The following is a 19,769-nucleotide window of genomic DNA, read 5'->3' on the forward strand; positions in this document are numbered from 1 at the left end:
CCCGGACGGACTGAGGCCCTTCGCGTCTGAAGGGCCACACGTGCCGTCCTGACGCTCCGCCGGTCTCGCTTTCCGCGAGGCCGGCGGGTGCGGAACGGCTCGTGGTCCGGCCGGGTCCGCGCGGGTCCGGTGCGCGTCAACCCGGCTCGCTCCGCCACTCCCGTCCGTGCCGTCGATCCCGTCCGCTACGTCGATCCCGTCCGCCCTCCGAGCCGTACGCCGGGAGCCCCTGTCATGTCGTACCCCGTCCCGCCGGCAGCCCCGGTGCGCGTGCCGCCGCCCGGACGGGCCGGCCCGTCCGGACCGGTCGCGGCAGACGCCCCGGCGGACCCGTCCGACGAGGTGGACGGCTGCGGCGCGGCGGAGCCGTACGAGCGGACGGCGCCGTACGCCCTGGTCCGTACGACCCTGCTCGCGTACCCCGCCGAGACCGCCCCTTCTGCCGCCGTACGGGCCCTGCTCTCCCGGCTCACCGCCCTGGCCACCCGGGACGCCGGTCTGCGGACCGCCCTGTGCGACGACCTCTTCGCCGCGCGCGCCACCCACGACGAGGACTTCCACCGCCAGGTGGTCCTGCCGCTCCGCCGCGCCCTGCACAACGGCCGTGAGCCCCGCCCCGCCCTCCTCGGCCGGCTCGGCACCCTTCCCGGCCGGGTGCCGCGGCTCGCCGAGTGGCTCGCCCTGCGCGAGACGCGCGCCCGGCTGCTCGCCGAGCTGGGCACGGCCGTCCCGCCCGCCCTGGCCGTCGAGCGCGCCGCGCTCGCCGACCTCTGCCGTTCACCTGCCTTCGCCCGCGCCGTCGCCCTGACCAGCGCCGACCTGCTGCGGGCGGTCGGCCGGGCCGGCCGGGACGCGACCGGGCGGCGGGCACGCAAGGAGGAGGCCTCGGTCCTCCGGCACGCCCTGCGGGCCAGTACGAAGACCAGTCCCCTGTCGTGGTTCACGGCCGTCGGGTGGGCGGCCGAACCATTCGTCACCAGGGCCGGTGCCGCCGCCACGGCCGCCTCCGCGTCCGCGCCCGGTACGGCGCCCACCGCCCCCGTCTCCGTCGTCAAGGAGAACCGCACGCTCGTCACCGCGCTCACCGCGGCCCTGCTCGACGAGCCGCGCCGCCGCCGTGCCCTCCCCCACCGGTTGACGAGCACCGCGCGGGTGGCCGACGGGCGGGCCCGCTTCGCCCGAGCGGAGGCGCTGTTCGCCGGCGGCCGGTACCTGGTCAGCCAGGAGGACGCGGTCGAGGTGGCCGCCCGCCCCGCGCTGGACTCGCTGGCCGCCGCCCTCGCCGACGGTCCGCTGGCCCTCGGCACGCTGACCGCCCGGCTCGCGGCCGGGCTGGGACGCACGGCCGGCGACTCCGCCGTCGCGCAGTTCGTGGACCGGCTCGCCGACTCCGGACTGCTCGTGCCCGCCGATCCCGTCGACCCGCAGCACCCGGCTGTCCTCCTGGCACTCGCCGACTGGCTGCGCGCCTGGCCCGCGGACGCCGCCCTGGCCGACCGGATCGCCCGGCTCGCCCAGGACACAGGGCGGTTCCGCGACGCCCCCGCCATCGAGCGCCCCGCCCTGCTCGCCGCCCTGACCGGCCGCTGGCACGAACTGCTGGCCGACGCCGGCCGGCCCGTCCCGTCCGGCGCGGCCCCGCTGACGGTCCTCACCGAGGACGTCGTCGTCCCCGTCCTCCTGTCCCCACGCCGCCCGCCGGCCGCACCGGACCCGCACGGACACCCGTTCCCCGCACCGGATCCGCACGGGCACCCGTCCGCCACACCGGACCCGCTCAACCACCCATTCCCCGCACCGCACTTGGACGGACAACCACCGACCGCGCCGGACACCGGCGAACGCGCTACGGGAGTGCCGTACGCGGACGGGCCCGCCGGGTACGATCCGCTCACCCCGGCCGATCACACCGCGCTCACCGAACTCACCGCGCTGGCGGAGCTGTTCGACCTCGGACAGGTGATGAGCCGGGTCGCCCGGGACCGCTTCGTCGCCCGGTACGGAGTGGGCGGCGTCTGCCGTGACCCGTGGGACTTCGGCGCCGACACCGCCGCCGCCTGGGAGGAGTCCGGCCGCCATATGGCCCGGCGGTCCGACGACCCCGAGCTGCCTGCCGGACTGGCCGGACTGGCGCGACTGCGCGAGGAGTTCGCCGTACTGGCGCGAGAGGCGGCGGGGCCGGACGGACAGGGCGCCCCCGAGATCGTCCTGCCGGCCGGGCCCGTCCGCGCCCTCGCCGCCCGGCTGCCCGACTGGACGGCCGCCCGGCCGCTCAGCTACTCCTGCTTCGTCCAACGGGCGTACGAGGAGGGCCTGTTGTGCGTCAACCATGTCTACGGCGGCTGGGGCCGGTTCACCAGCCGCTTCCTCGACGCCCTGCCGGCGAGCGCCGCGGCCGCGGTCGGTGAGCGCGTCCGGCGCGGCCTCATGGGCGCGCGGGCGGCGCAGATCCGGCCGGTGGGCGGGTTCAACGCGAACCTGCACCCGCTGCTGCTCGCCGAGGAGATCGGCCCCGACCGCGGCCGGACGGCCCTCGCCGAGGCCGACCTCGATCTCGTCCACGACCCGGCCTCCGACCGGCTGCGGTTCCGGGTACGGGCGAGCGGCGACCTGCTGGACGTGCTCTACCTGGGCTTCCTCGCCCCGGTCATGCTGCCGCAGCGGCTCGCGCCGTACCTCTGCGACCACCCGGCGGGGGTGGTGGACTTCCGCCCGCTGCTGCCCCGGCACATCCTGGCCGCGCCGGGCGGCCAGGTGGTCCGTACGGCACGGCTGCGCCACCGCCATCTGGTGCTGGCGCGGCGCCGCTGGCACCTCGGCCCGGGCGCGCTGGACGCGCTGCGCGCGGACCTCGCCGCGGAGGAGCGGGAGATGCCGGCCGCCGCGCGGGACCATGCGGTGCCGGCCGCCGCCGTGGCCCGCTGGCGGGCCCTGCTGGACCTGCCGGAACAGCTGTTCGTGCACCCGGTGCCGCGGCCCCCGGCCGGACGCGCCGTCGACGACTTCGTCGCACGGCTGCGGGCGCCCAAGCCGCAGGCGCTCGACCTGGGCAACGCGCTGCACCTGCGCTGCCTGGGCACCTGGCTGGCGCGCCACCCCGAGGGCGTCGTCCTGGAGGAGGCTCTGCCCGCCTTCGGCGGCCGGGACCGGCCCGCCCACGCCGTCGAGTCCGTCGTCGAGACATACCGCCCGGCCCGCCGCCGTACCGCGGGCCGCGCCGCCACCGAGCCCGTACCCCGCACAGGAGGCACCCGATGAACGCCCCGGCCGGCCCCGACCGCGCCGCCGCCCCCGCCGACCCGGCGGTGCCCGGCTCCACCGGGGCCCTCGACGTGGTGCTGTACGACTACCGCGAGGACAAGGCCCCGCTGCTGCGCGAGGTGGTGCTGCCGCTGGCCCGCGGGGCCACCGCCGACGGGCTGACCGCGCACGTCGAGCGCCACTGGCTGTACGGCCCGCACGTGCGGCTCCGGCTGCGCGGGACGCCCGGCCCGGTCGCCGCCGTCGCCGAGCGCACCGCGGCCACCCTGCGGAGCCGGACCGCCGGCCGTCCCCCGGGCGCCCGCGTCACCGAGGCCGAACTCCTCGCCCGGGCCGCGGTGGCCGGCCGCGCCGAGCTGATCGCCCCGCCGTACGGTCCGCTGGTACCTGACGGCACGGTCCGCGTCGAACCGGTCGACCAGTCGTCCCTGCGCGCCCTGATCGGGCCCGACGGGGTCCGGCTCCGCGACGACCTGCTGGCGCTGGGCCTGCCGGCGCTGGAGAGCGGGTGTGCGTTCCTCGGCGGGCACGGCGACGCGCCCGCCGCCCGGGTGCAGCTCGCGGTCGCTGCGCTGGCCGCGCACGCCGCGGCGCATCCGGAAGGGCTGATCGGCGGCCACTATTCGTTCGTCTCGCACCTGGAGGACTTCCTGACGTACGAGGACGAGGGCGGGCGGCTGCGGGCGGCCTTCGAACGCCGGTGGGAGGCCACGGGGCCGGCCGTCACCGCCCTGGTCGGGCGGATCGCGGACGGCGGGGCGGCCGGCTGGGAGCGCGCCTGGGCCGACTGGTCCGCCGAGGCGTGGCGCATCACGGAGGGACGGCTGGCCGCGGGCGCGGACCTCGCCGGGGACCCGCGCGAGTACCGCGACCGGGCGGCGGCGCTCGGCGACCCGGCGGTGGCCGAACGCTGGGACCGGGAGGCACGCACCCGGTACAGCGAGTTCCACCGTCGGCTGCGCCGCGCGGACCCGCGGGGCACGATGTGGAGCCGGCCCGACTACCTGATCTACCGGGCCTGTACGAACGCGCTCTACCGGCTGTTCGCGATCTGCGACGTACGGCCCGTGGAGCGTTACCTCGCCGCGCACCTGCTCGTGCGCGCGGTGCCGGAGCTCACCGGGCACACCTGGCAGGCCCGCGTCGACGAGGTGATCGCAGCGGTGGAGGGTCCGGCATGACGACCGCTCCCGCCGCGGCGGGCCCGCCGGACAGCCCGCCGGACCACCCCGTCCCGGGCCCGGAGCCCGCCCAGCCGGCACCCCAAGCAGCCCCTGCCGCCGGGCCCTTGCCGGAGTCGGGGCCGGTACGACGGCTGCGGCTGCGGCTGCGGCCCGGCGTGACCGTCACCCCGCTGCTCGCGGGCCTGCACCTGCGCGGCCGTGGCGTCGGCGTCACGCTGGAGGGCAGCCGCGCGCTGCCGGCCCTGTGGCGGCTGCTCGCCGACCGGCTCGCCACGGAGCCGACCGGTTCCGAGCGGCTCACCATGGAGTCGCCCCGAACCGACCGGCTCACCATGGAGACGCCCGGTGCGGACCCGCTCACCACGGAGTCGCCCGGAACCGACCGGGTCACCACGGAGTCACCCGGTGCGGACCCGCTCGTCGTGGAGCACCCGGCGGACGGCGTCGGCACCCTGGCCGAGGACGCCGTGGGTGAGCCGGTCGACCCCCGGGTGGAGGCCGCGCTCGCCACGCTGACGGCCCGGCTGCGCGAGCACGACCTGCTGGTCGAGTACCCGGACGGCGCCGAACTCCCGCCCTGGCCCGGTGCGTCGGCCGCCCACCCGGCGCAGGCGGTCGACGCGATCCGGACCGCGCGGCCGGTCGTCGCCGCACCGGACCCGCGGGGCCCGCTCGCCGTGAGCCTTGTCCAGGCGCTGCGCCGCTCCGGGGCGGCGCCTCGGGTCACCATCGACCGCCGACTGCCCCCGGACCAGGCCGTGGTCACCGCCGACGCGCCGTCCGGAGCCGTGGCCCTGGCCGTGTCCTGCGCCGCCGACGGCGGCTTCGTCACCGAGCCCGGGCCCGCGCGACGTGCCCGCCGCGACGCCGCCGCCATCGCCGCCCGCCTCGGCACCGACGACACGGCCGGAGCCGGCACGGCCACCGACGTCGGCACCGGAACCGGCACCACGCCGTCCCGGACGTCCGCCGGTGCGGGGGCGCCCCGGCGGGCGGTCGCGGGGGCGGGCGGGCCGTCGCGCACGCAGGCCGCGCTGCTCGCCGGCGCGGCGGCCGGACGGCTGCTCGCGGCCGTCGCCGGCCTGCCCGATCCCGCCGGGCCCGAGGACACCTCCCGCACGGCGGCGGCCCGGCATCCGGCCGTCCTGATCGCCCGGACCGACCCGCCGGAAGCGACGTACCACCCGTGGGCCGGGGCCCCGCGCGCCGCCCGCCGCCGGCCGGACGCCCCGCCCGCGCCGGACCTCGCGGAGGCCCTGCGCCGGGTCACGGAGCTGGGCGACCCGCGTCTCGGCGTGCTCGACGCACCGCTGCCCGCGGACCTGCCGCAGCTCCCCGCGTCGCTCGTGGCGTGCCGGACCCCGGCGGGGTTGCTGGTCGCCGGGGCGGTACGGGCGGACCTCGCCCGGCTGGAAGCGGCCTGCCGGGCCGCCGAACTCGCCCTGGGCGACGGCTCCTCGGCACCGGTCGTCGGAGCGGACCCCGACCACGCCCACGGCCGGGCGCTGCGCCGCGCCGTCCTGGCCGGCATGGACCGGGAAGCCGTACAGCCCGCGCCGGAGGCGGGACCGGCCGCCGCGGACGGCGTCGCGGACGACGCCTGGCGCACGCACCCGCAGGCCCGCCACTGGTGGACCGTGCTGACCGAACGCATGGGCCACGCCGCCGAGTTGTCGGTCCGGCGACTCGGTGCCGAAGACGTTTATGCGGCCGTCGTCCGGGTCCGGCCGACCGGCGGAGGTACCGGCGCCGGCCACGGCACGGTGAGCCGGGCCGTCGAGGCGACCGCGGCCGACGCCGTGGCCCTCGCCGCGCTGGACGCGGTCACCCGCGTGATGGCGGCGGAGCACGCGCCGGGCGCCGCGCGGCACACTGCGCTCAGCGGCGCCGCGGCCCCGCTCGCCGCGGCCGGTGCCGAACCGGCCGGCTGGGCGGACGAGGGCTGGGCCGATGTCTGGCTGGCCGGGATCGCCGAACGGGAGCCGGCCCTGCGTGCCGCGCTGCGCCGCTTGACGGGCGCGTGGCCCCCACCGTGGCGGGACACCGGCCGCTCGCCTCTCGCCGAGGCGCTGCGCGCGTCCGGGTTCACGGTCCTCACTGGAACCGGAGGTACTCGATGAACGCCCCGGACGCGTATGGCCTCCCCGTCCCGGTTCTCGATCCGGCGGCTGCGCTCGCGACCGTCCACGGGTCCGCCGTGGTGCGGCTGACGGAGTGGGACCTCGCGCTGGCCGAGCGGCTCAGCCGGCACGCCCTGGCGCACCCGGTGCGGTTCGTGCCGGTGCGCGAGGACGGGGCGCTGACCGTGATCGGGCCCGTGCTGCACCCCGGGGCGCGGGCCTGCGTCGCCTGTGCGGAGCACCAGCGGCTGGCCACGGCGGGCGGCCGGGTGCCGTGGCACAGCCCGCGGCTGGCACTCGGCGGCACCGGGACCCCGCCGCTGGCCGAAGCGGCACTGCGGCTCGCGGCGGACCTGCTGACGGCCGGCCCACCCGGGACCGGCCCGCGCGCAACCGACCCACCCGCAACGGGCCCGCTCGCAGCCGACCCGTCCGGGGCCGACCCGCTCAAACCCGAACCGCCCGCCGCCGACCGGCAGGACCGAGACGCGGCCGACCCGCTCGGACCGGAGCCTCCCGCCACCGACCGCCACGACGGACACGCGACCGGCCCGCTCCCACCGGAACCACCCAGTCCCGGCCTGCCAACCGACCCGCCCGGTCCCGGACCGCGCGCAACCGACCCGCCCCGGACCGGCCTGCTCGCAGCCGACCCGTCCGGGGCCGACCCGCTCAGACCCGAACCGCCCGCCGCCGACCGGCAGGACCGAGGCGCAGCCGGCCGGCTCGGACCAGAGCCCCCCGCCACCGACCGCCACGACGGACACGCGACCGGCCCGCTCACACCGGAGCCACCCAGTCCCGGCCCGCCAACCGGCCCGCCCAGAACCGACCCGCTCGCAACCGACCCGTCCGGGGCCGCCCCCCTGGCGTCCGGTCCCGGCGCGTCCGGTTCCGGCACGGCCGGCCCGTCCGGGGTCGAGGACCGGGCCGTCGTCCACGTTCTCCACGGTGACCGGTACACCTGGTCCAGCCACCGTGTCCGGCCGGTCGGGGGCTGCCCGGTGTGCCGGCCGCTGCCGGACGACTCACCCGAGGGCGCCCGGTTGCCGGCCGAACCCCGGCCGCTGCCCGACCCGTCGGTGCTGCGCGGCCCCAACACCCGCACCACGCACGCCCAGTTGCGGGACGCGTTGCACGACGAGCGGTTCGGACCGGTGCGCCGGCTCTTCCGGTCCGAGGACTCCGCGTTCGCGCTGACCACGGCCTGGGTGACGGACGGCCGCTCGGTGGACGACGGAGGGTACGGCCGGTCGGGCGACTTCGAGTCCAGCGAACGGATCGCCCTGTTCGAGAGCGTGGAGCGGTTCGCCGGGATGCGGCCCCTCGGCCGCCGTACCGTGCTGCGCGCCTCGTACGCCGATCTCGTCGCCGCGGGCGGGCACGCCGTGCTCGACCCCGTCCGGCTCGGCCTGCCGGACCCCGAGTTCGCCGGCCACCCCGCGCGGCGGACCGTGCCGTACGCGCCGGATCTCGCGCTCGACTGGGTGTACGGCTGGTCGCTCACCGAGCGCCGCGCGCTGGCGGTGCCGGAGCACGTGGCGTACTGGGACGTGCCGGGCCCGGACCGGCCCCGGGTGGTGTACGAGTCCTCCAACGGCTGCGGACTGGGCAACAGTCCCCAAGAGGCCGCGTTGTACGGGCTGTTCGAGGTCGCCGAACGCGACGCCTTCCTGATGGCCTGGTACGCGCGCACCCCGCTGCCCCGCGTCACGGTCCCCGCCGACGACCCCGAGGTCACCGCCCTCGCCGACCGCGCCGCACTGCTGCGCTACCGCCTGACCCTGCTGGACGCGACCAACGACCTGGGCGTCCCGGCGGTGATCTCGCTCTGCCGTTACGAGGGCACGCATCCCGGCGCGCCCCGCGCGTTCCTGGCCGCCGGGGCCCACCACGATCCCCGGGTGGCGATCCGGTCGGCGGTGGCGGAGGTGGTCACCAACGTCCAGGAGGCCGCCCGCCGTTCGGCCTCGGGAGGCCCCCGGGACCCGGAGCGGCTGCGGCCGATGCTGGACCGCCCCGAGCTGGTGCTGGACCTGGACGACCACGTCGGGCTCAACACGCTGCCCGAGGCGCAACCCCGGCTGGACTTCCTGTCCGCCGGTCCCGCGGAGGTGCCGTGGCACGAGAGGTGGCCGGGGGCGCCCGAGCCGGTGACCGACCTGACCCGGCTGCTGGACCGCACCGTCGCACGGCTGGCCGCCGAGGGCCTGGAGGTCGTCGCGGTCACCCAGGACGAGCCCGGCGTACGCGACCGGCTGGGCCTGCACTGCGCCAAGGTGATCGTCCCCGGCACGCTGCCGATGACCTTCGGGCACGTCAACCGCCGTACCGCCGGACTCGACCGGCTGCTGGAGGTGCCCCACCGGCTGGGCCGCACCGGCCGGCCGCCGCGCCGCGACGAACTGCCCCTGCACCCCCACCCCTTCCCGTGAGGACGCGATGACGACCGCCCGCCCCCGCCCGGCCGCCGCCGGGGCCGCGCCCGAGGACTCCGCGCTCCCCTGGCACAGCCTCCACCTCGCGCTGCACACCGGCGGCGCGGGGACGGACGCGTTCGTCACCGAGGACCTCGCCCCGCTGATGGACGCACTGACCGCCGGCCCGGGCGCCGCCTGGTTCTTCATCCGCTACGGCGAGGGCGGCCCCCATCTGCGCATCCGCTTCCGGGGCCCGCTGCCCGCGGCTGCGGCGGCCGGACTGCCGTCAAGGCTCGCGGAGTCGGCGGCGGCCCGGCCGGCGGAGTTCACCGGCCCCTGGCCGCTGCGGCACGGCGAGGTGCGCGAGGTGCCCTACGTCCCGGAGACCGAGCGGTACGGCGGCCCCGCCGCGCTGCCCCTCGCCGAGGAGCTGTTCGCCCACTCCACCCGGGCGGCCGTCGAGGCCCTGCGCGCGACCCCGGACCGTGCCGCCCGGCTCCCGCTCGCCCTCGACCTCGCGCATGCCACCGCCCACGCGCTCGGCCTGGACGAACTGCGGGCCGCGGGCTGGCTGCGCCGGCACGCCGCCTCCTGGCGCTGGATCACCGAGGTGGAACCGCTGCCCGGGGCCGCCGTCCACTCCCGGGTGAACTCGGTGTTCGCCGCCCAGCGGCCGGGCCTGGTGCGGCGGGCCGGGGCCCTGCGCACCGCTCTGGACACGGGCACGGCCGCGCCGTGGCTCGCGGAGTGGGTGCGCCGGGTCGGTGCCGCGGACGCCCGGTTGCGGGACGCCGTGCCCGCCGGGCAGGACGCCCGGTTGCCCTGGGTGTGGGCCTCCCAACTGCACATGCTGTTCAACCGGCTCGGTGTGACGCCCGACGAGGAACGGGCCGTGTGCCACCTCGCGGCCCGCACCCTGCTGGAGACCGAGGACGCCCCGGGGTTCTTCCCCGCCGGGCACCGCGCGGCCGACTACCAGTACCTGGAGCGCAGCAAGTTCCGCATCGGGCGGGCCGAGGACACCGCGCTGCGCGACCTGTCGCCGCCGCCGGCTCCCTCGGCGGCCCGGCTGGCGGCCGAACGCCTTTTGCCCGCCGCCGCGTTGCCGGAGCTGTCGTTCGCCGAGACGCTGCGCCGGCGCGTCTCCGCGCGCGGGCCGCTGCACGGACCGCTGGACGCGGAGACCCTGGGCGGGGTGCTGTGGTCCGCGTACGCCGAGAGCCACACGACCCACCAGCCCCTCGCCGACGGCACCGTACGCACCCTGCGGCACCGCCCGTACCCCAGCGCCGGCGCCCTCTACAGCGTGCGGGTGCGCCTGGTGGCGCTGGACGTCGCGGGGCTGGCCGCGGGCACGTACCACTGTGTGCCGGAGCGCCGCGCCCTGCTCCCGATCGGCCCGGCGCCGGCCGTCGCCGACTTGAAGGCGCTGTCGTCGTACCTCTCGCGGCCGGCGGACGACCCGGACGCGGTGGGCATCGACGAGGCCCCGGCGGTGCTCGCGGTCCATCTGGATCTCCGTCTGCTGCGCGGTCGCTACGGCCTGCGGGCGCTGCGGCTGGGTCTGCTGGAGGCCGGCCACCTCGCGCAGAACCTGCTGCTCACCTCGGCGGCGTTCGGCCTGTCCACCGTCCCGCTGGGCGGCCTCCACGACGACCTGGCCCACGAACTCCTCGGCCTCGACGGCCTGGACGAGCCGGTCCAGTACCTCCTCCCCCTGGGCCGCCCAGCACCCTGACGACGAGCACCGGCCACAGACTGTCCGTAAGGGCCCTGTCCGGAACCTGATGTCTGATTCCCGCCAGCACCGGTGCCGGGCGCCGCGCAGTCTGGGTGCATGACGACAGTGACGTATCAGCCGGCCGCCATCCCTCCGCACGTTCTGGAGGAGCTGCGGCAGGGCGACGACGCCGGTGTGGTCCCCCGTCCTTACGTGTACGACATGGACGGAGCGCCCTTGCGCTGCTGCCTGCGCCGCAGCCGTGCCGGTGAGCGCATCTCGCTGGTGTCGTACGCCCCGCTGCGCCGGTGGGCCGCACAGACGGGCGCCGACCCGGGGGCCTACGACGAGGTGGGTCCGGTCTTCATCCACATCGGCCGCTGCCAGGGCCCGGATCCGGCGGGCGGCTATCCGTTCGCGGAGACGGGGGCGCTGCGCGTCTTCCGCCGCTACAGCGGTGGCGGCCGGATCCTGGGGGGCGCGGTCGTGCGGTTGCCCAAGGACCTGCGGCAGGCCCAGCTCACCGTGGACCAGGCGCTGGACGCGGCCTTCGCCGACCCCGCGGTCGCGCTCGTGCACGTGCGGGCGGTGGAGTTCGGCTGCTTCCAGTACGAGGTGCGCAGGCCCGGCCCGTCGGCCCGGTCCCGGTCCGCGGCGCCTCGGTCCGCCGGCCGCGGCCACGCTCCGGCGTCCGCCGGGCGCACGGTCGCCTCGTAGCGGTCTCGCCGCCGCCCGCGGGTCCTCCGCCCGGGAGACCCCTGAGCCACCCGGCCGGTCCGCACCGTCGCGTCACGCCTTCGTGGGTTCGCTGTCCCCGGGGTGGGCGAGGTCGTAGGGCCTCGGGTAGGGCGCCGGGCGGTAGGGCGCGTAACGGGCCTCGGTCGTGGGATCGGCCTGGTGGGCGCGGGAGTTGAGGGTGCCGGGCGCGGTGTCCCAGTGGCCCGTGTCCAGGCGGTGCTCCAGGGTGTGCAGGGCGGCGAGCGTCTCGCCCGTGGTGAAGGCGCAGTGTCCGGGGCCGTCGACGTAGGCCTGACTGAGCAGCGGGCCCGCGCCCGCTGCGGTGGCGGCCCGCCGGTAGGCGCTCTCGGACGGCACCGGGATGAGCGCGTCGCCGGTGGTGTGGATGTCGAGTTGGGGGTGGGTCAGCCGGCCGGTGAAGACGCTGGTGCGCCGCATCCACCGTACGGCCGGGACGTCGGCGGAGATCCGCGGTGCCCGGTGGAGACGCGCGAGGTCGCCGCGCAGGGACAGGTCCGCCTCCTTGTACAGCTCGGTGACCTCCTTGTACAGGGGCGAGCGGCGGAGCATGGCCGTGTAGTCGACGCCCGTGTTCCAGGAGGGGTTGCCGCCGGCCCGGCTCTCGGCCTCCTGCCGCCAGCCGAAGGCGGGGACCTGGAGGAGACCTCGTACGGCTTGGTACTGGTTGGCCTGCTGGGCGTCCCAGTCGGCCGGCCGCGGCTTGGTCTGCGCGGCGTCGTTGTGGACGGGGATGTCGTGCAGGGCGGCGGCGAGCGCGATGCGGGCCCGGCCTTCGGGAGTCCGCTGGGCGGCGTCGGTATGCGCGGTGAGCGCGTCGGCGGCGTTCCGCGCGGCCGGCTGGTCGGCGAAGCCGGTGAGCGGGATGCCGGAGCCGGGCGCCAGCAGTGTCTTCAGCGCGAACACCGGGTCGAGTGTGCTGTTCCAGTTGGCGACGCCGCCCTGGACGAGCCCGCACATCGACAGCGAGCCGTCGAAGCGGCCGGCGTGCCGCTCGGCGAGCGTCGTCGTGACCAGTCCGCCGTAGGAGGTGCCCCAGGCCAGGGTCCGCCGTGCCGGGCCGAACTTCTCCGTGAACAGGTCGAGCGTGGCGAGCTGGTCGGGTACGGCGTCCGTCACGGCCCAGCCGTTCGTCGCGTACGAGGAGCCGATGAGCGCGTAGCCCTCGCCGAGCAGCTTGTCGCGGGTGTCCGGGGCGGGCGCGTTCTCGGCGGGGTTGGACCAGCCGACGGCGCGGTAGCCGTGGCTGTAGAGGAGGACGGTGCCGTTCCAGGCGGCGGGCACGTCCATCAGGTACGCGGCGCCGGAGGGGAGCCGGCCCGTGAGGTGGCTGTCGGTGGCGGCCCGCGCGGGCAGGGCGGGCAGGGCGGCGGCCGCGCTCAGGATCAGGGTCAGTACGGCGGTGCGGGTGCGGGTCCTCAACGGGGTGTCCCTTCAGGGGTGGTGGGGGCGGCGGTGCGGTGGGCGGTGGGGTCCAGGGCGGCGGTGCGTGTCTCGCGCAGGCGCCATACGGCCAGTGCGGTGACCGCGGCGCCGCCGCACAGCAGCAGGGCGACGGGCGTGCCGCTGCCGCCGGAGGAGGCGACGAGGCTGCCGGCGATCAGCGGTGAGAACCCGGCGCCGGCCAGGGTCGCGGCCTGGTAGCCGAGGGAGGCGCCGGTGTAGCGGACGCGGGTGCCGAACAGCTCGGTGAGCAGGGCGCCGAGCGGTCCGTACATCGTGGACTGGGCGAGGCCGTGGCCGAGGACGAGGGCGAGGATCAGCAGGCCCGGGGAGCCGGAGTCCACCAGGGCGAGCACGGGGAAGGCGAGGGCGGCCGAGGCGACGGCGCCGGCGAGGATCACGGGGCGGCGGCCCACCCGGTCGGACAGCGCGGAGGCGGCGGGCAGCACGAGCAGCGCCACGCAGGAGGCGACGGTCACGGCGCCGAGCACCTGCGGCCGGGCGTAGCCGTGGTCGACCGCGTAGGAGATCATGAAGCCGGTCAGCAGCGACTGGGCCGTGAAGGCCCCGATGCCGGCGCAGGCGGCGAGCAGCACGGGTCCCGGCCGGCGCAGCACCTCCACGAGCGGCGGCCGTGCCGCCGGTTCCCGGCGCGCCCGTGCGAACAGCGGGCTCTCCGCGATCTTGCGGCGCACGAACAGGCCGGTGGCCGGCAGGACGATGCTCAGCAGGAAGGGCACGCGCCAGCCCCAGGCACGGAACTGGTCGTCGGGCAGCGCGGAGACCAGGGTGACGGTGCCGGCGGAGAGCACGGAGCCGAGCGGGGCGCCGAGCTGGGTGAGGCCGGACCACAGTCCGCGGCGCGGACTGCGGGCGTGTTCGGCGTGTTCGACGACCATCAGGGTGGCGCCGCCCCACTCGCCGCCGATCGCGATGCCCTGGACGACGCGCAGGGCGATCAGCAGCGTGGGCGCCCACACGCCGATCGTGCCGTACGTCGGCAGGACGCCGATGAGGAAGCTGCCGCAGCCCATCACGGTCATGGTCAGCAGCATCATCGACTTGCGGCCGAGCCGGTCGCCGAAGTGGCCGAAGACGATGCCGCCCAGCGGGCGGGCGACATAGCCCGCGGCGAAGGTGCCGAAGGCCGCGAGGGTGCCGGCCGCGGGGTCGGCGGCGGGGAAGAACAGGTCGCCGAAGACGAGCGCGGCGACGGTGCCGTAGGCGAGGAAGTCGTAGAACTCGACGGCCGTGCCGAGCAGTCCGGACAGTGCGACGCGACGCAACTGCCGTGGGTCCGGCGGTGGTTGGGGAGGGGAGGGTTGTCCGGCGGAGGAGGGGGATGGCTGCACGAGGCGCTCCCTGATGCCGTGGCTCGGGGTGCCGGCGGGGGACCGCGCCGGCACCCCGGTGAAGTTAGGCACTAACGCGACGGCCGTCAATCATCTGCACGACATCGACCTCTCCCCCGCCGCCTGGATCCGGTCAGCCGAGGCCGCCCTCCGCCAGCCGCAGCAGCAGCGCGTGCAGCGCCTCCCGTTCGGCCGGCGTGAGCGGCCCCAGCAGCTCGTTCGTCACGCGCTGGGCCGCCTCGTCGGTGTCGCGCAGGAAGGCGCGGCCGGCCTCGGCCAGGACGACGATCCGGCTGCGCCGGTCGTCGGGGGCGGGGCGGCGCTCGACGAAGCCCGGTTTCTCCAGGTCGTCGACCAGGCCGACGATCGCGCTCGGGTCGTAGCCGAGCCGCGCGCTCAGCTCGCGCTGGAGGGCGCCGCCGGAGGTGGCGAGGAAGCGCAGCACGGCGTAGTGGCGCAGGCGCAGCCCCGACTCCTGGAGGGAGGCGTTGAACAGTTGCCCGGAGCGCAGGCCCAGGCGGTACAGGAGGTAGCCCGTATCGGCGCGCAGTGCGCGCATCCACGGCTCGTGCGCGTCGATCGGAGCGGGGTTCGTGGCGTGCTGCTCGCGGGCGATGGCGGACTCCCTGGTCAAGGCCCCGCGCGGGGGCGTTCTGCGTACGGCCCCAGATTGTCGCATCGACCGGTCGGCCACAACTATTGACCTCAACAACTATTGCTCTTAGCTTCGATTGCGAACCGCACCCAGTGCGTCTCGCAGGCGCACCCCCTCCCGAAGGGACTCGCTCGTGCCCAGCATTGATCTGACCGGCAAGGTCGCCGTGGTCACCGGCGGCGGCCGGGGACTCGGCCTCGCCTACGCCCGCGTCCTGGCCGCCCACGGCGCCTCCGTGGTCGTCAACGACATCGACGGGGCCGTGGCCGAGGCGGCCGCGAAGTCCCTCACCGAGGCCGGCGGGACCGCCGTCGCCGAGGCGGCCGCCGTCGGCACCGCGCAGGCCGCGGACCGGCTGGTCGCCCGCGCGGTCGAGGCGTTCGGGCGACTGGACGTGCTCGTCACCAACGCCGGCATCCTGCGCGACAAGGTCCTGTGGAAGATGACCGACGACGACTTCGACGCCGTGGTCACCACACATCTGAGGGGCACCTTCACCTGCGCCCGCGCCGCCGCCGTGCGGATGCGCGAGCAGGGCGAGGGCGGCACCCTGGTCCTGGTCGGCTCCCCGGCCGGTCAGCGCGGCAACTTCGGACAGACCAACTACGCCGCCGCCAAGGCCGGGATCGTCGCCATGGCCCGCACCTGGTCGCTGGAACTGGCCCGCGCCGGCATCACCGTCAACGCGATCGTGCCGGTCGCCGCCACCGCGATGACCGAGACCATCCCCGCCTTCGCCCCGTACGTCGAGGCGATGAGGAACGGCGAGCCGCTGCCGGACTTCCTGCGCAAGGGCGAGGGCTTCGGCACCCCCGAGGACTGCGCGGCCCTCGTGCCCTTCCTCGCCTCGGACGCCGCCCGCGGCATCACCGGCCAGGCCATCGGCATCGGCGGCGACAAGGTGACGCTGTGGTCGCACCCGCGGGAGATCCGGGCCGCCTACGCCGACGGCGGCTGGACCGCCGAGGCCCTGGCCGGCGTCTGGCACACCTCCGTCGGCGCCGAGCCCGAGACGGCCGGCATCCCGGCGCCGAAGCTGCCGGAGGCGTGATGGCCCCCGCCATGAACCTCGACGGACTCGTCGCGATCGACGTCCACACCCACGCGGAGGTCTCCTCGCGCGGCCACTCCTCGCTGGACGACGGCCTGCACGCCGCCTCCTCCGCCTACTTCAAGGTCGAGGGCGAGCGGAAGCCGACCCTCACGCAGACGGCCGCCTACTACCGCGAGCGGAACATGGCCGCCGTGATCTTCACGGTGGACGCCGAGTCCGCGACCGGCACCGAGCCGGTGCCCAACGAGGAGGTCGCCGAAGCGGCCGCCGCCCACGCCGACGTGCTCATTCCCTTCGCCTCGATCGATCCCTACCGGGGCCGGGCGGGGGTACGGCAGGCCCGGCGCCTGGTCGCGGAGTACGGCGTGAAGGGCTTCAAGTTCCACCCCAGCATCCAGGGCTTCTTCCCCAACGACCGCGCGCTGGCGTACGGCCTGTACGAGGTGATCGAGGAGACGGGCACCATCGCGCTGTTCCACACCGGGCAGACCGGCATCGGCGCCGGCGTCCCCGGCGGGGGCGGCATCCGGCTGAAGTACTCCAACCCCCTGTACGTCGACGACGTCGCCGCCGACTTCCCGCACCTGAAGATCATCCTGGCGCACCCGTCGTTCCCCTGGCAGGACGAGGCCCTCGCCGTCGCCACGCACAAGCCGGGCGTGCACATCGACCTGTCCGGCTGGTCGCCGAAGTACTTCCCGCCGCAGCTCGTGCGGTACGCCAACTCGCTGCTGCAGGACAAGGTGCTGTTCGGTTCGGACTTCCCCGTCCTCACCCCCGACCGCTGGCTCGCCGACTTCCGAGAGCTGCCGGTCAAGGACGAGGTGCGGCCGAAGATCCTCAAGGAGAACGCCGCCCGGCTGCTCGGCCTGACGACACCGTGAAGGGGCGCGACGATGCGCAACGAGGGACTGGGGTCGTGGCCCGTGCGCCGGGCCCGCAAGACCCCCCACCGCACCGCCCTGCTCCACGACGGGCGGCCGACCGACTACCTCACCCTGTACGCCCGCACCACCCGCCTCGCCCACGCCCTGCGCACCCGGGGCGTACGGCGCGGTGACCGCATCGCCTACCTCGGCCCGAACCACCCCTCCTACCTGGAGACCCTGTTCGCGGCGGGCATGCTCGGCGCGGTCTTCGTGCCGCTCAACACCCGTCTCGCCGGGCCCGAGATCGCCTACCAGCTCACGGACTGCGGGGCCGCGGTCCTGGTCCACGGGCCCGGGTACGCGGAACTCGTGGACGGGCTGCCGGCCGGCACCGGCCTGCGGACCCGCGTCGAGGTCGGCACCGCGTACGAGGCGGCGCTCGCCGAGGCCCCCGAGGACCCGATCGACGAACCGGTCGGTCCCGACGACATCTGCCTCATCATGTACACCTCCGGGACGACCGGCCGTCCCAAGGGCGCCGTGCTCACCCACGGCAACCTCACCTGGAACGCGGTCAACGTCCTCGTCGACCACGATCTGATCGCCGCGGAACGCGCCCTGGTCTGCGCGCCGCTGTTCCACACCGCCGCCCTGAACATGCTCACCCTGCCGGTCCTGCTCAAGGGCGGCACCTGCGTCCTGGTCGAGTCCTTCGACCCGGCCGCCGTCCTCGGCCTGGTCGAACGGCACCGGATCACCTTCATGTTCGGGGTGCCGACGATGTTCGACCTGATGGCCCGGCACCCGCGCTGGGCGGAGGCGGACCTGTCCTCGCTGCGGATCCTGACGTGCGGCGGTTCGCCGGTGCCGGCCCCGCTGATCGCGGCGTACCAGGAGCGCGGGCTCACCTTCCTCCAGGGCTACGGCATGACCGAGGCCGCGCCCGGCACGCTGTTCCTGGACGCCGAGCACGCGGTCGGCAAGGCGGGCTCGGCCGGGGTGCCGCACTTCTTCAGCGACGCCCGGGTGGTGCGCCCGGACCTCACCCCGGTCGGCGTCGGCGAGACCGGCGAGGTCGTCGTGCGCGGGCCGCACGTCATGCCCGGCTACTGGGGGCTGCCCGAGGAGACGGCCGCCGCCTTCGCCGACGGCTGGTTCCGCAGCGGGGACGCGGCGCGCGTCGACGAGGACGGCTACGTCTACATCGTCGACCGCATCAAGGACATGATCATCTCCGGTGGGGAGAACGTCTACCCGGCCGAGATCGAGGAACTGCTCCTGGCCCACCCGGACATCGTCGAGTGCGCGGTCATCGGCGTACCGGACGACAAGTGGGGCGAGGTGCCGCGCGCGGTCGTCGTGCCCCGCGAGGGCGCCTCGCCCGACCCCGCCGGCATCCTCGCGTCCCTGGCCGGCCGCCTCGCCAAGTACAAGATCCCGAAGTCGCTGGTGGTCGCGGACGAACTCCCGCGCACCGCCTCCGGAAAGCTCCTGAAGTCCCGTCTGCGCGAGCGGTACGGCTCCGCCTCCCAGGTAAGGAAAGCCCCATGAGCATCACCGTCCACGGCATCGACGCACTCAAGGAGCTGGCCGGCGGCGACCTCGGCACCAGCGGGTGGATCGACGTCACCCAGGAGCGCATCACCCTGTTCGCCGACGCCACCGGCGACCACCAGTGGATCCACGTGGACCCCGAGCGGGCCAAGGACGGCCCCTTCGGCGCTCCCGTCGCGCACGGCCACCTCACCCTGTCCCTCTTCATCCCGCTCTTCACCGAGCTGCTGGACGTCCGGGGCGTCACGACGAAGGTCAACTACGGCCTGGACCGGGTCCGTTTCCCCGCGCCGGTGCGGGCCGGGTCGCGGATCCGGCTCGCCGCGAGGCTGGCCGAGGTCGAGGACGTGCCGGGCGGGGTGCAGATCGCCGTCGACGGCACCCTCGAGATCGAGGGCGGCGGCAAGCCGGCGGCCGTGCTGCGGAGCCTGTCCCGCTTCTACGTCTGAGCCGCGCGCACGGGCACCAGGTCGAGGAGGCGCTCCGCGGCGGCGTCCGCGAGCGGTGTGAGCCGGTCGTGCACCGCCCGGAACGTCTTCTCGGCCCGCTGCGCCGGCCAGTCGTGCGGCAGGTGCCCGACCGGCAGCCGGGGGTCGCGGCGGACGAGCCGCAGCCACTCGGCCTGGAGCCGCAGCCGCAGGACGAGCGCGTCGTCGGCGTCCGGCAGGCGGGTCTCCCACGGCTCCCAGCGCCGCAGGTACGCCGTGTAGCGGGCGGCCAGGTCGGACAGTTCCCAGGTCTCCTCGATCATCGCGGCGATGTCCGTGCCGGTGTCGGCGTGCGCGCGGAACACCTTCACATGGGCGGACAGGCCCAGCTCGGCCACCAGTGACGTCACGTCCACCGCGCCGGGCGCGATCCACAGGCCGTTGAACAGTGGGCCGAAACCGCTCCAGGTCAACCGGGAGCGCAGGTCGTGACGCTGGCGCTGCCAGGAGTCGGGCAGCGAGAAGCCGAGCAGGGTCCAGGTGCCGTCCCAGTCGCGGTTGACGGCGCCGGTCCGCCAGATGCGGTGCTCGCCGTCGCGCAGGACGGCCGCCGAGTGCTCGGTGAGACCGAAGTACATGCGGCGGCCCTCGCGCTGACGCCGCAGCAGGTCACGGTGGACCATGCGGGTCAGCGTGGAGCGCGTCGCCTGTTCCCCGATGCCCGCGCGGGCGAAGACGTCGATGACACTGCCCGAGTACACACAGACGTCCCGGCCGAGCACCTGATCGCCCAGGAAGGTGAGCATGAGGGACTGGGGCCGCAGCGAGTCTTCCGAGGTCACGCGGCCCACCGTACTCCCGTCGATCACTTCCGTGACCTGGTGGTACGAGGGAACGGGCGCCCGCGGGCACCGGGCGGGACCGCCGCCGCGCCGCCCGACCTCCGGCGGACC

General features: G+C 76.1%; 14 protein-coding genes. 10 read left to right on the forward strand and 4 right to left on the reverse strand.

Annotation, left to right across the window (positions count from 1 at the left end; all coding sequences use genetic code 11):
* Positions 1-234 precede the first annotated feature (234 nt).
* The 6 genes from ACZ4SV_RS28130 (at position 235) to ACZ4SV_RS28155 (ending at position 11,422) form a co-directional block, all read left to right on the forward strand.
* The gene (locus tag ACZ4SV_RS28130) at positions 235-3,258 is read left to right on the forward strand and encodes a lantibiotic dehydratase (protein WP_468007426.1); all 3,024 of its coding nucleotides are present in this window, start codon (positions 235-237) and stop codon (positions 3,256-3,258) included.
* Positions 3,255-4,442 carry a hypothetical protein gene (locus tag ACZ4SV_RS28135; protein ID WP_468007428.1) on the forward strand — a complete coding sequence of 396 codons (1,188 nt, stop codon included), beginning with the start codon at positions 3,255-3,257 and terminating at the stop codon, positions 4,440-4,442. The genes ACZ4SV_RS28130 and ACZ4SV_RS28135 overlap by 4 nt, the downstream gene beginning before the upstream one ends.
* Positions 4,439-6,565 (forward strand): hypothetical protein, encoded by a 2,127-nt coding sequence (locus ACZ4SV_RS28140; protein WP_468007430.1) that lies wholly within the window; start codon positions 4,439-4,441, stop codon positions 6,563-6,565. Before ACZ4SV_RS28135 ends, ACZ4SV_RS28140 begins: the two co-directional genes overlap by 4 nt.
* A complete protein-coding gene (locus ACZ4SV_RS28145) occupies positions 6,562-9,000 on the forward strand; it encodes a TOMM precursor leader peptide-binding protein (protein ID WP_468007432.1) in 2,439 nt (812 codons plus the stop codon). The genes ACZ4SV_RS28140 and ACZ4SV_RS28145 overlap by 4 nt, the downstream gene beginning before the upstream one ends.
* Positions 9,001-9,007: 7 nt before the next feature.
* The gene (locus ACZ4SV_RS28150; RefSeq protein ID WP_468007434.1) at positions 9,008-10,723 is read left to right on the forward strand and encodes a thiopeptide-type bacteriocin biosynthesis protein; all 1,716 of its coding nucleotides are present in this window, start codon (positions 9,008-9,010) and stop codon (positions 10,721-10,723) included.
* A 99-nt stretch (positions 10,724-10,822) separates the two neighbouring features.
* Positions 10,823-11,422 (forward strand): DUF1203 domain-containing protein, encoded by a 600-nt coding sequence (locus ACZ4SV_RS28155; RefSeq protein WP_468007436.1) that lies wholly within the window; start codon positions 10,823-10,825, stop codon positions 11,420-11,422.
* A gap of 72 nt (positions 11,423-11,494) precedes the next feature.
* Here ACZ4SV_RS28155 and ACZ4SV_RS28160 read toward each other — a convergent pair whose 3' ends face one another.
* From ACZ4SV_RS28160 to ACZ4SV_RS28170, 3 genes are all read right to left on the reverse strand, one after another.
* Entirely contained in the window at positions 11,495-12,883 is a 1,389-nt protein-coding gene (locus tag ACZ4SV_RS28160) for an alpha/beta hydrolase family protein (RefSeq protein WP_468007438.1), read from the reverse strand.
* Positions 12,880-14,190 carry an MFS transporter gene (locus tag ACZ4SV_RS28165; RefSeq protein WP_468007440.1) on the reverse strand — a complete coding sequence of 437 codons (1,311 nt, stop codon included), beginning with the start codon at positions 14,188-14,190 and terminating at the stop codon, positions 12,880-12,882. The genes ACZ4SV_RS28160 and ACZ4SV_RS28165 overlap by 4 nt, the downstream gene beginning before the upstream one ends.
* Positions 14,191-14,389: 199 nt before the next feature.
* Positions 14,390-14,815 carry a MarR family winged helix-turn-helix transcriptional regulator gene (locus ACZ4SV_RS28170; protein WP_468007670.1) on the reverse strand — a complete coding sequence of 142 codons (426 nt, stop codon included), beginning with the start codon at positions 14,813-14,815 and terminating at the stop codon, positions 14,390-14,392.
* 229 nt (positions 14,816-15,044) lie between these two features.
* On the opposite strand from ACZ4SV_RS28170, the gene ACZ4SV_RS28175 reads away from it, so the two are divergent.
* From ACZ4SV_RS28175 to ACZ4SV_RS28190, 4 genes are read left to right on the forward strand one after another with little or no spacing between them, the layout of a single operon-like run.
* Entirely contained in the window at positions 15,045-15,962 is a 918-nt protein-coding gene (locus tag ACZ4SV_RS28175) for an SDR family NAD(P)-dependent oxidoreductase (RefSeq protein ID WP_468007442.1), read from the forward strand.
* 11 nt (positions 15,963-15,973) lie between these two features.
* On the forward strand, positions 15,974-16,849 hold the full coding sequence (locus tag ACZ4SV_RS28180) for an amidohydrolase family protein (RefSeq protein WP_365879716.1): 876 nt from the start codon (positions 15,974-15,976) through the stop codon (positions 16,847-16,849).
* Between the two features lie 12 nt (positions 16,850-16,861).
* Positions 16,862-18,385, forward strand: a complete 1,524-nt coding sequence (locus tag ACZ4SV_RS28185; protein ID WP_468007443.1) for an acyl-CoA synthetase — start codon at positions 16,862-16,864, stop codon at positions 18,383-18,385.
* Complete coding sequence (locus ACZ4SV_RS28190; protein ID WP_468007445.1) at positions 18,382-18,837, forward strand: MaoC family dehydratase; 456 nt, start codon at positions 18,382-18,384, stop codon at positions 18,835-18,837. The genes ACZ4SV_RS28185 and ACZ4SV_RS28190 overlap by 4 nt, the downstream gene beginning before the upstream one ends.
* On the opposite strand, the gene ACZ4SV_RS28195 is transcribed toward ACZ4SV_RS28190, so the two are convergent.
* Complete coding sequence (locus ACZ4SV_RS28195) at positions 18,828-19,658, reverse strand: PaaX family transcriptional regulator (protein ID WP_468007447.1); 831 nt, start codon at positions 19,656-19,658, stop codon at positions 18,828-18,830. The two genes, ACZ4SV_RS28190 and ACZ4SV_RS28195, sit on opposite strands and share 10 nt — an antisense overlap.
* Positions 19,659-19,769 lie beyond the last annotated feature (111 nt).

Source organism: Streptomyces sp. NPDC027672, assembly GCF_055566335.1.

Excerpts from the sequence above, each read along its gene's own strand:
- ACZ4SV_RS28130 (WP_468007426.1), top strand. The coding sequence starts at position 235 with ATGTCGTACCCCGTCCCGCCGGCAGCCCCGGTGCGCGTGCCGCCGCCC.
- ACZ4SV_RS28135 (WP_468007428.1), top strand. The coding sequence starts at position 3,255 with ATGAACGCCCCGGCCGGCCCCGACCGCGCCGCCGCCCCCGCCGACCCG.
- ACZ4SV_RS28140 (WP_468007430.1), top strand. The coding sequence starts at position 4,439 with ATGACGACCGCTCCCGCCGCGGCGGGCCCGCCGGACAGCCCGCCGGAC.
- ACZ4SV_RS28145 (WP_468007432.1), top strand. The coding sequence starts at position 6,562 with ATGAACGCCCCGGACGCGTATGGCCTCCCCGTCCCGGTTCTCGATCCG.
- ACZ4SV_RS28150 (WP_468007434.1), top strand. The coding sequence starts at position 9,008 with ATGACGACCGCCCGCCCCCGCCCGGCCGCCGCCGGGGCCGCGCCCGAG.
- ACZ4SV_RS28155 (WP_468007436.1), top strand. The coding sequence starts at position 10,823 with ATGACGACAGTGACGTATCAGCCGGCCGCCATCCCTCCGCACGTTCTG.
- ACZ4SV_RS28170 (WP_468007670.1), bottom strand. The coding sequence starts at position 14,815 with ATGCGCGCACTGCGCGCCGATACGGGCTACCTCCTGTACCGCCTGGGC.
- ACZ4SV_RS28180 (WP_365879716.1), top strand. The coding sequence starts at position 15,974 with ATGAACCTCGACGGACTCGTCGCGATCGACGTCCACACCCACGCGGAG.
- ACZ4SV_RS28185 (WP_468007443.1), top strand. The coding sequence starts at position 16,862 with ATGCGCAACGAGGGACTGGGGTCGTGGCCCGTGCGCCGGGCCCGCAAG.
- ACZ4SV_RS28190 (WP_468007445.1), top strand. The coding sequence starts at position 18,382 with ATGAGCATCACCGTCCACGGCATCGACGCACTCAAGGAGCTGGCCGGC.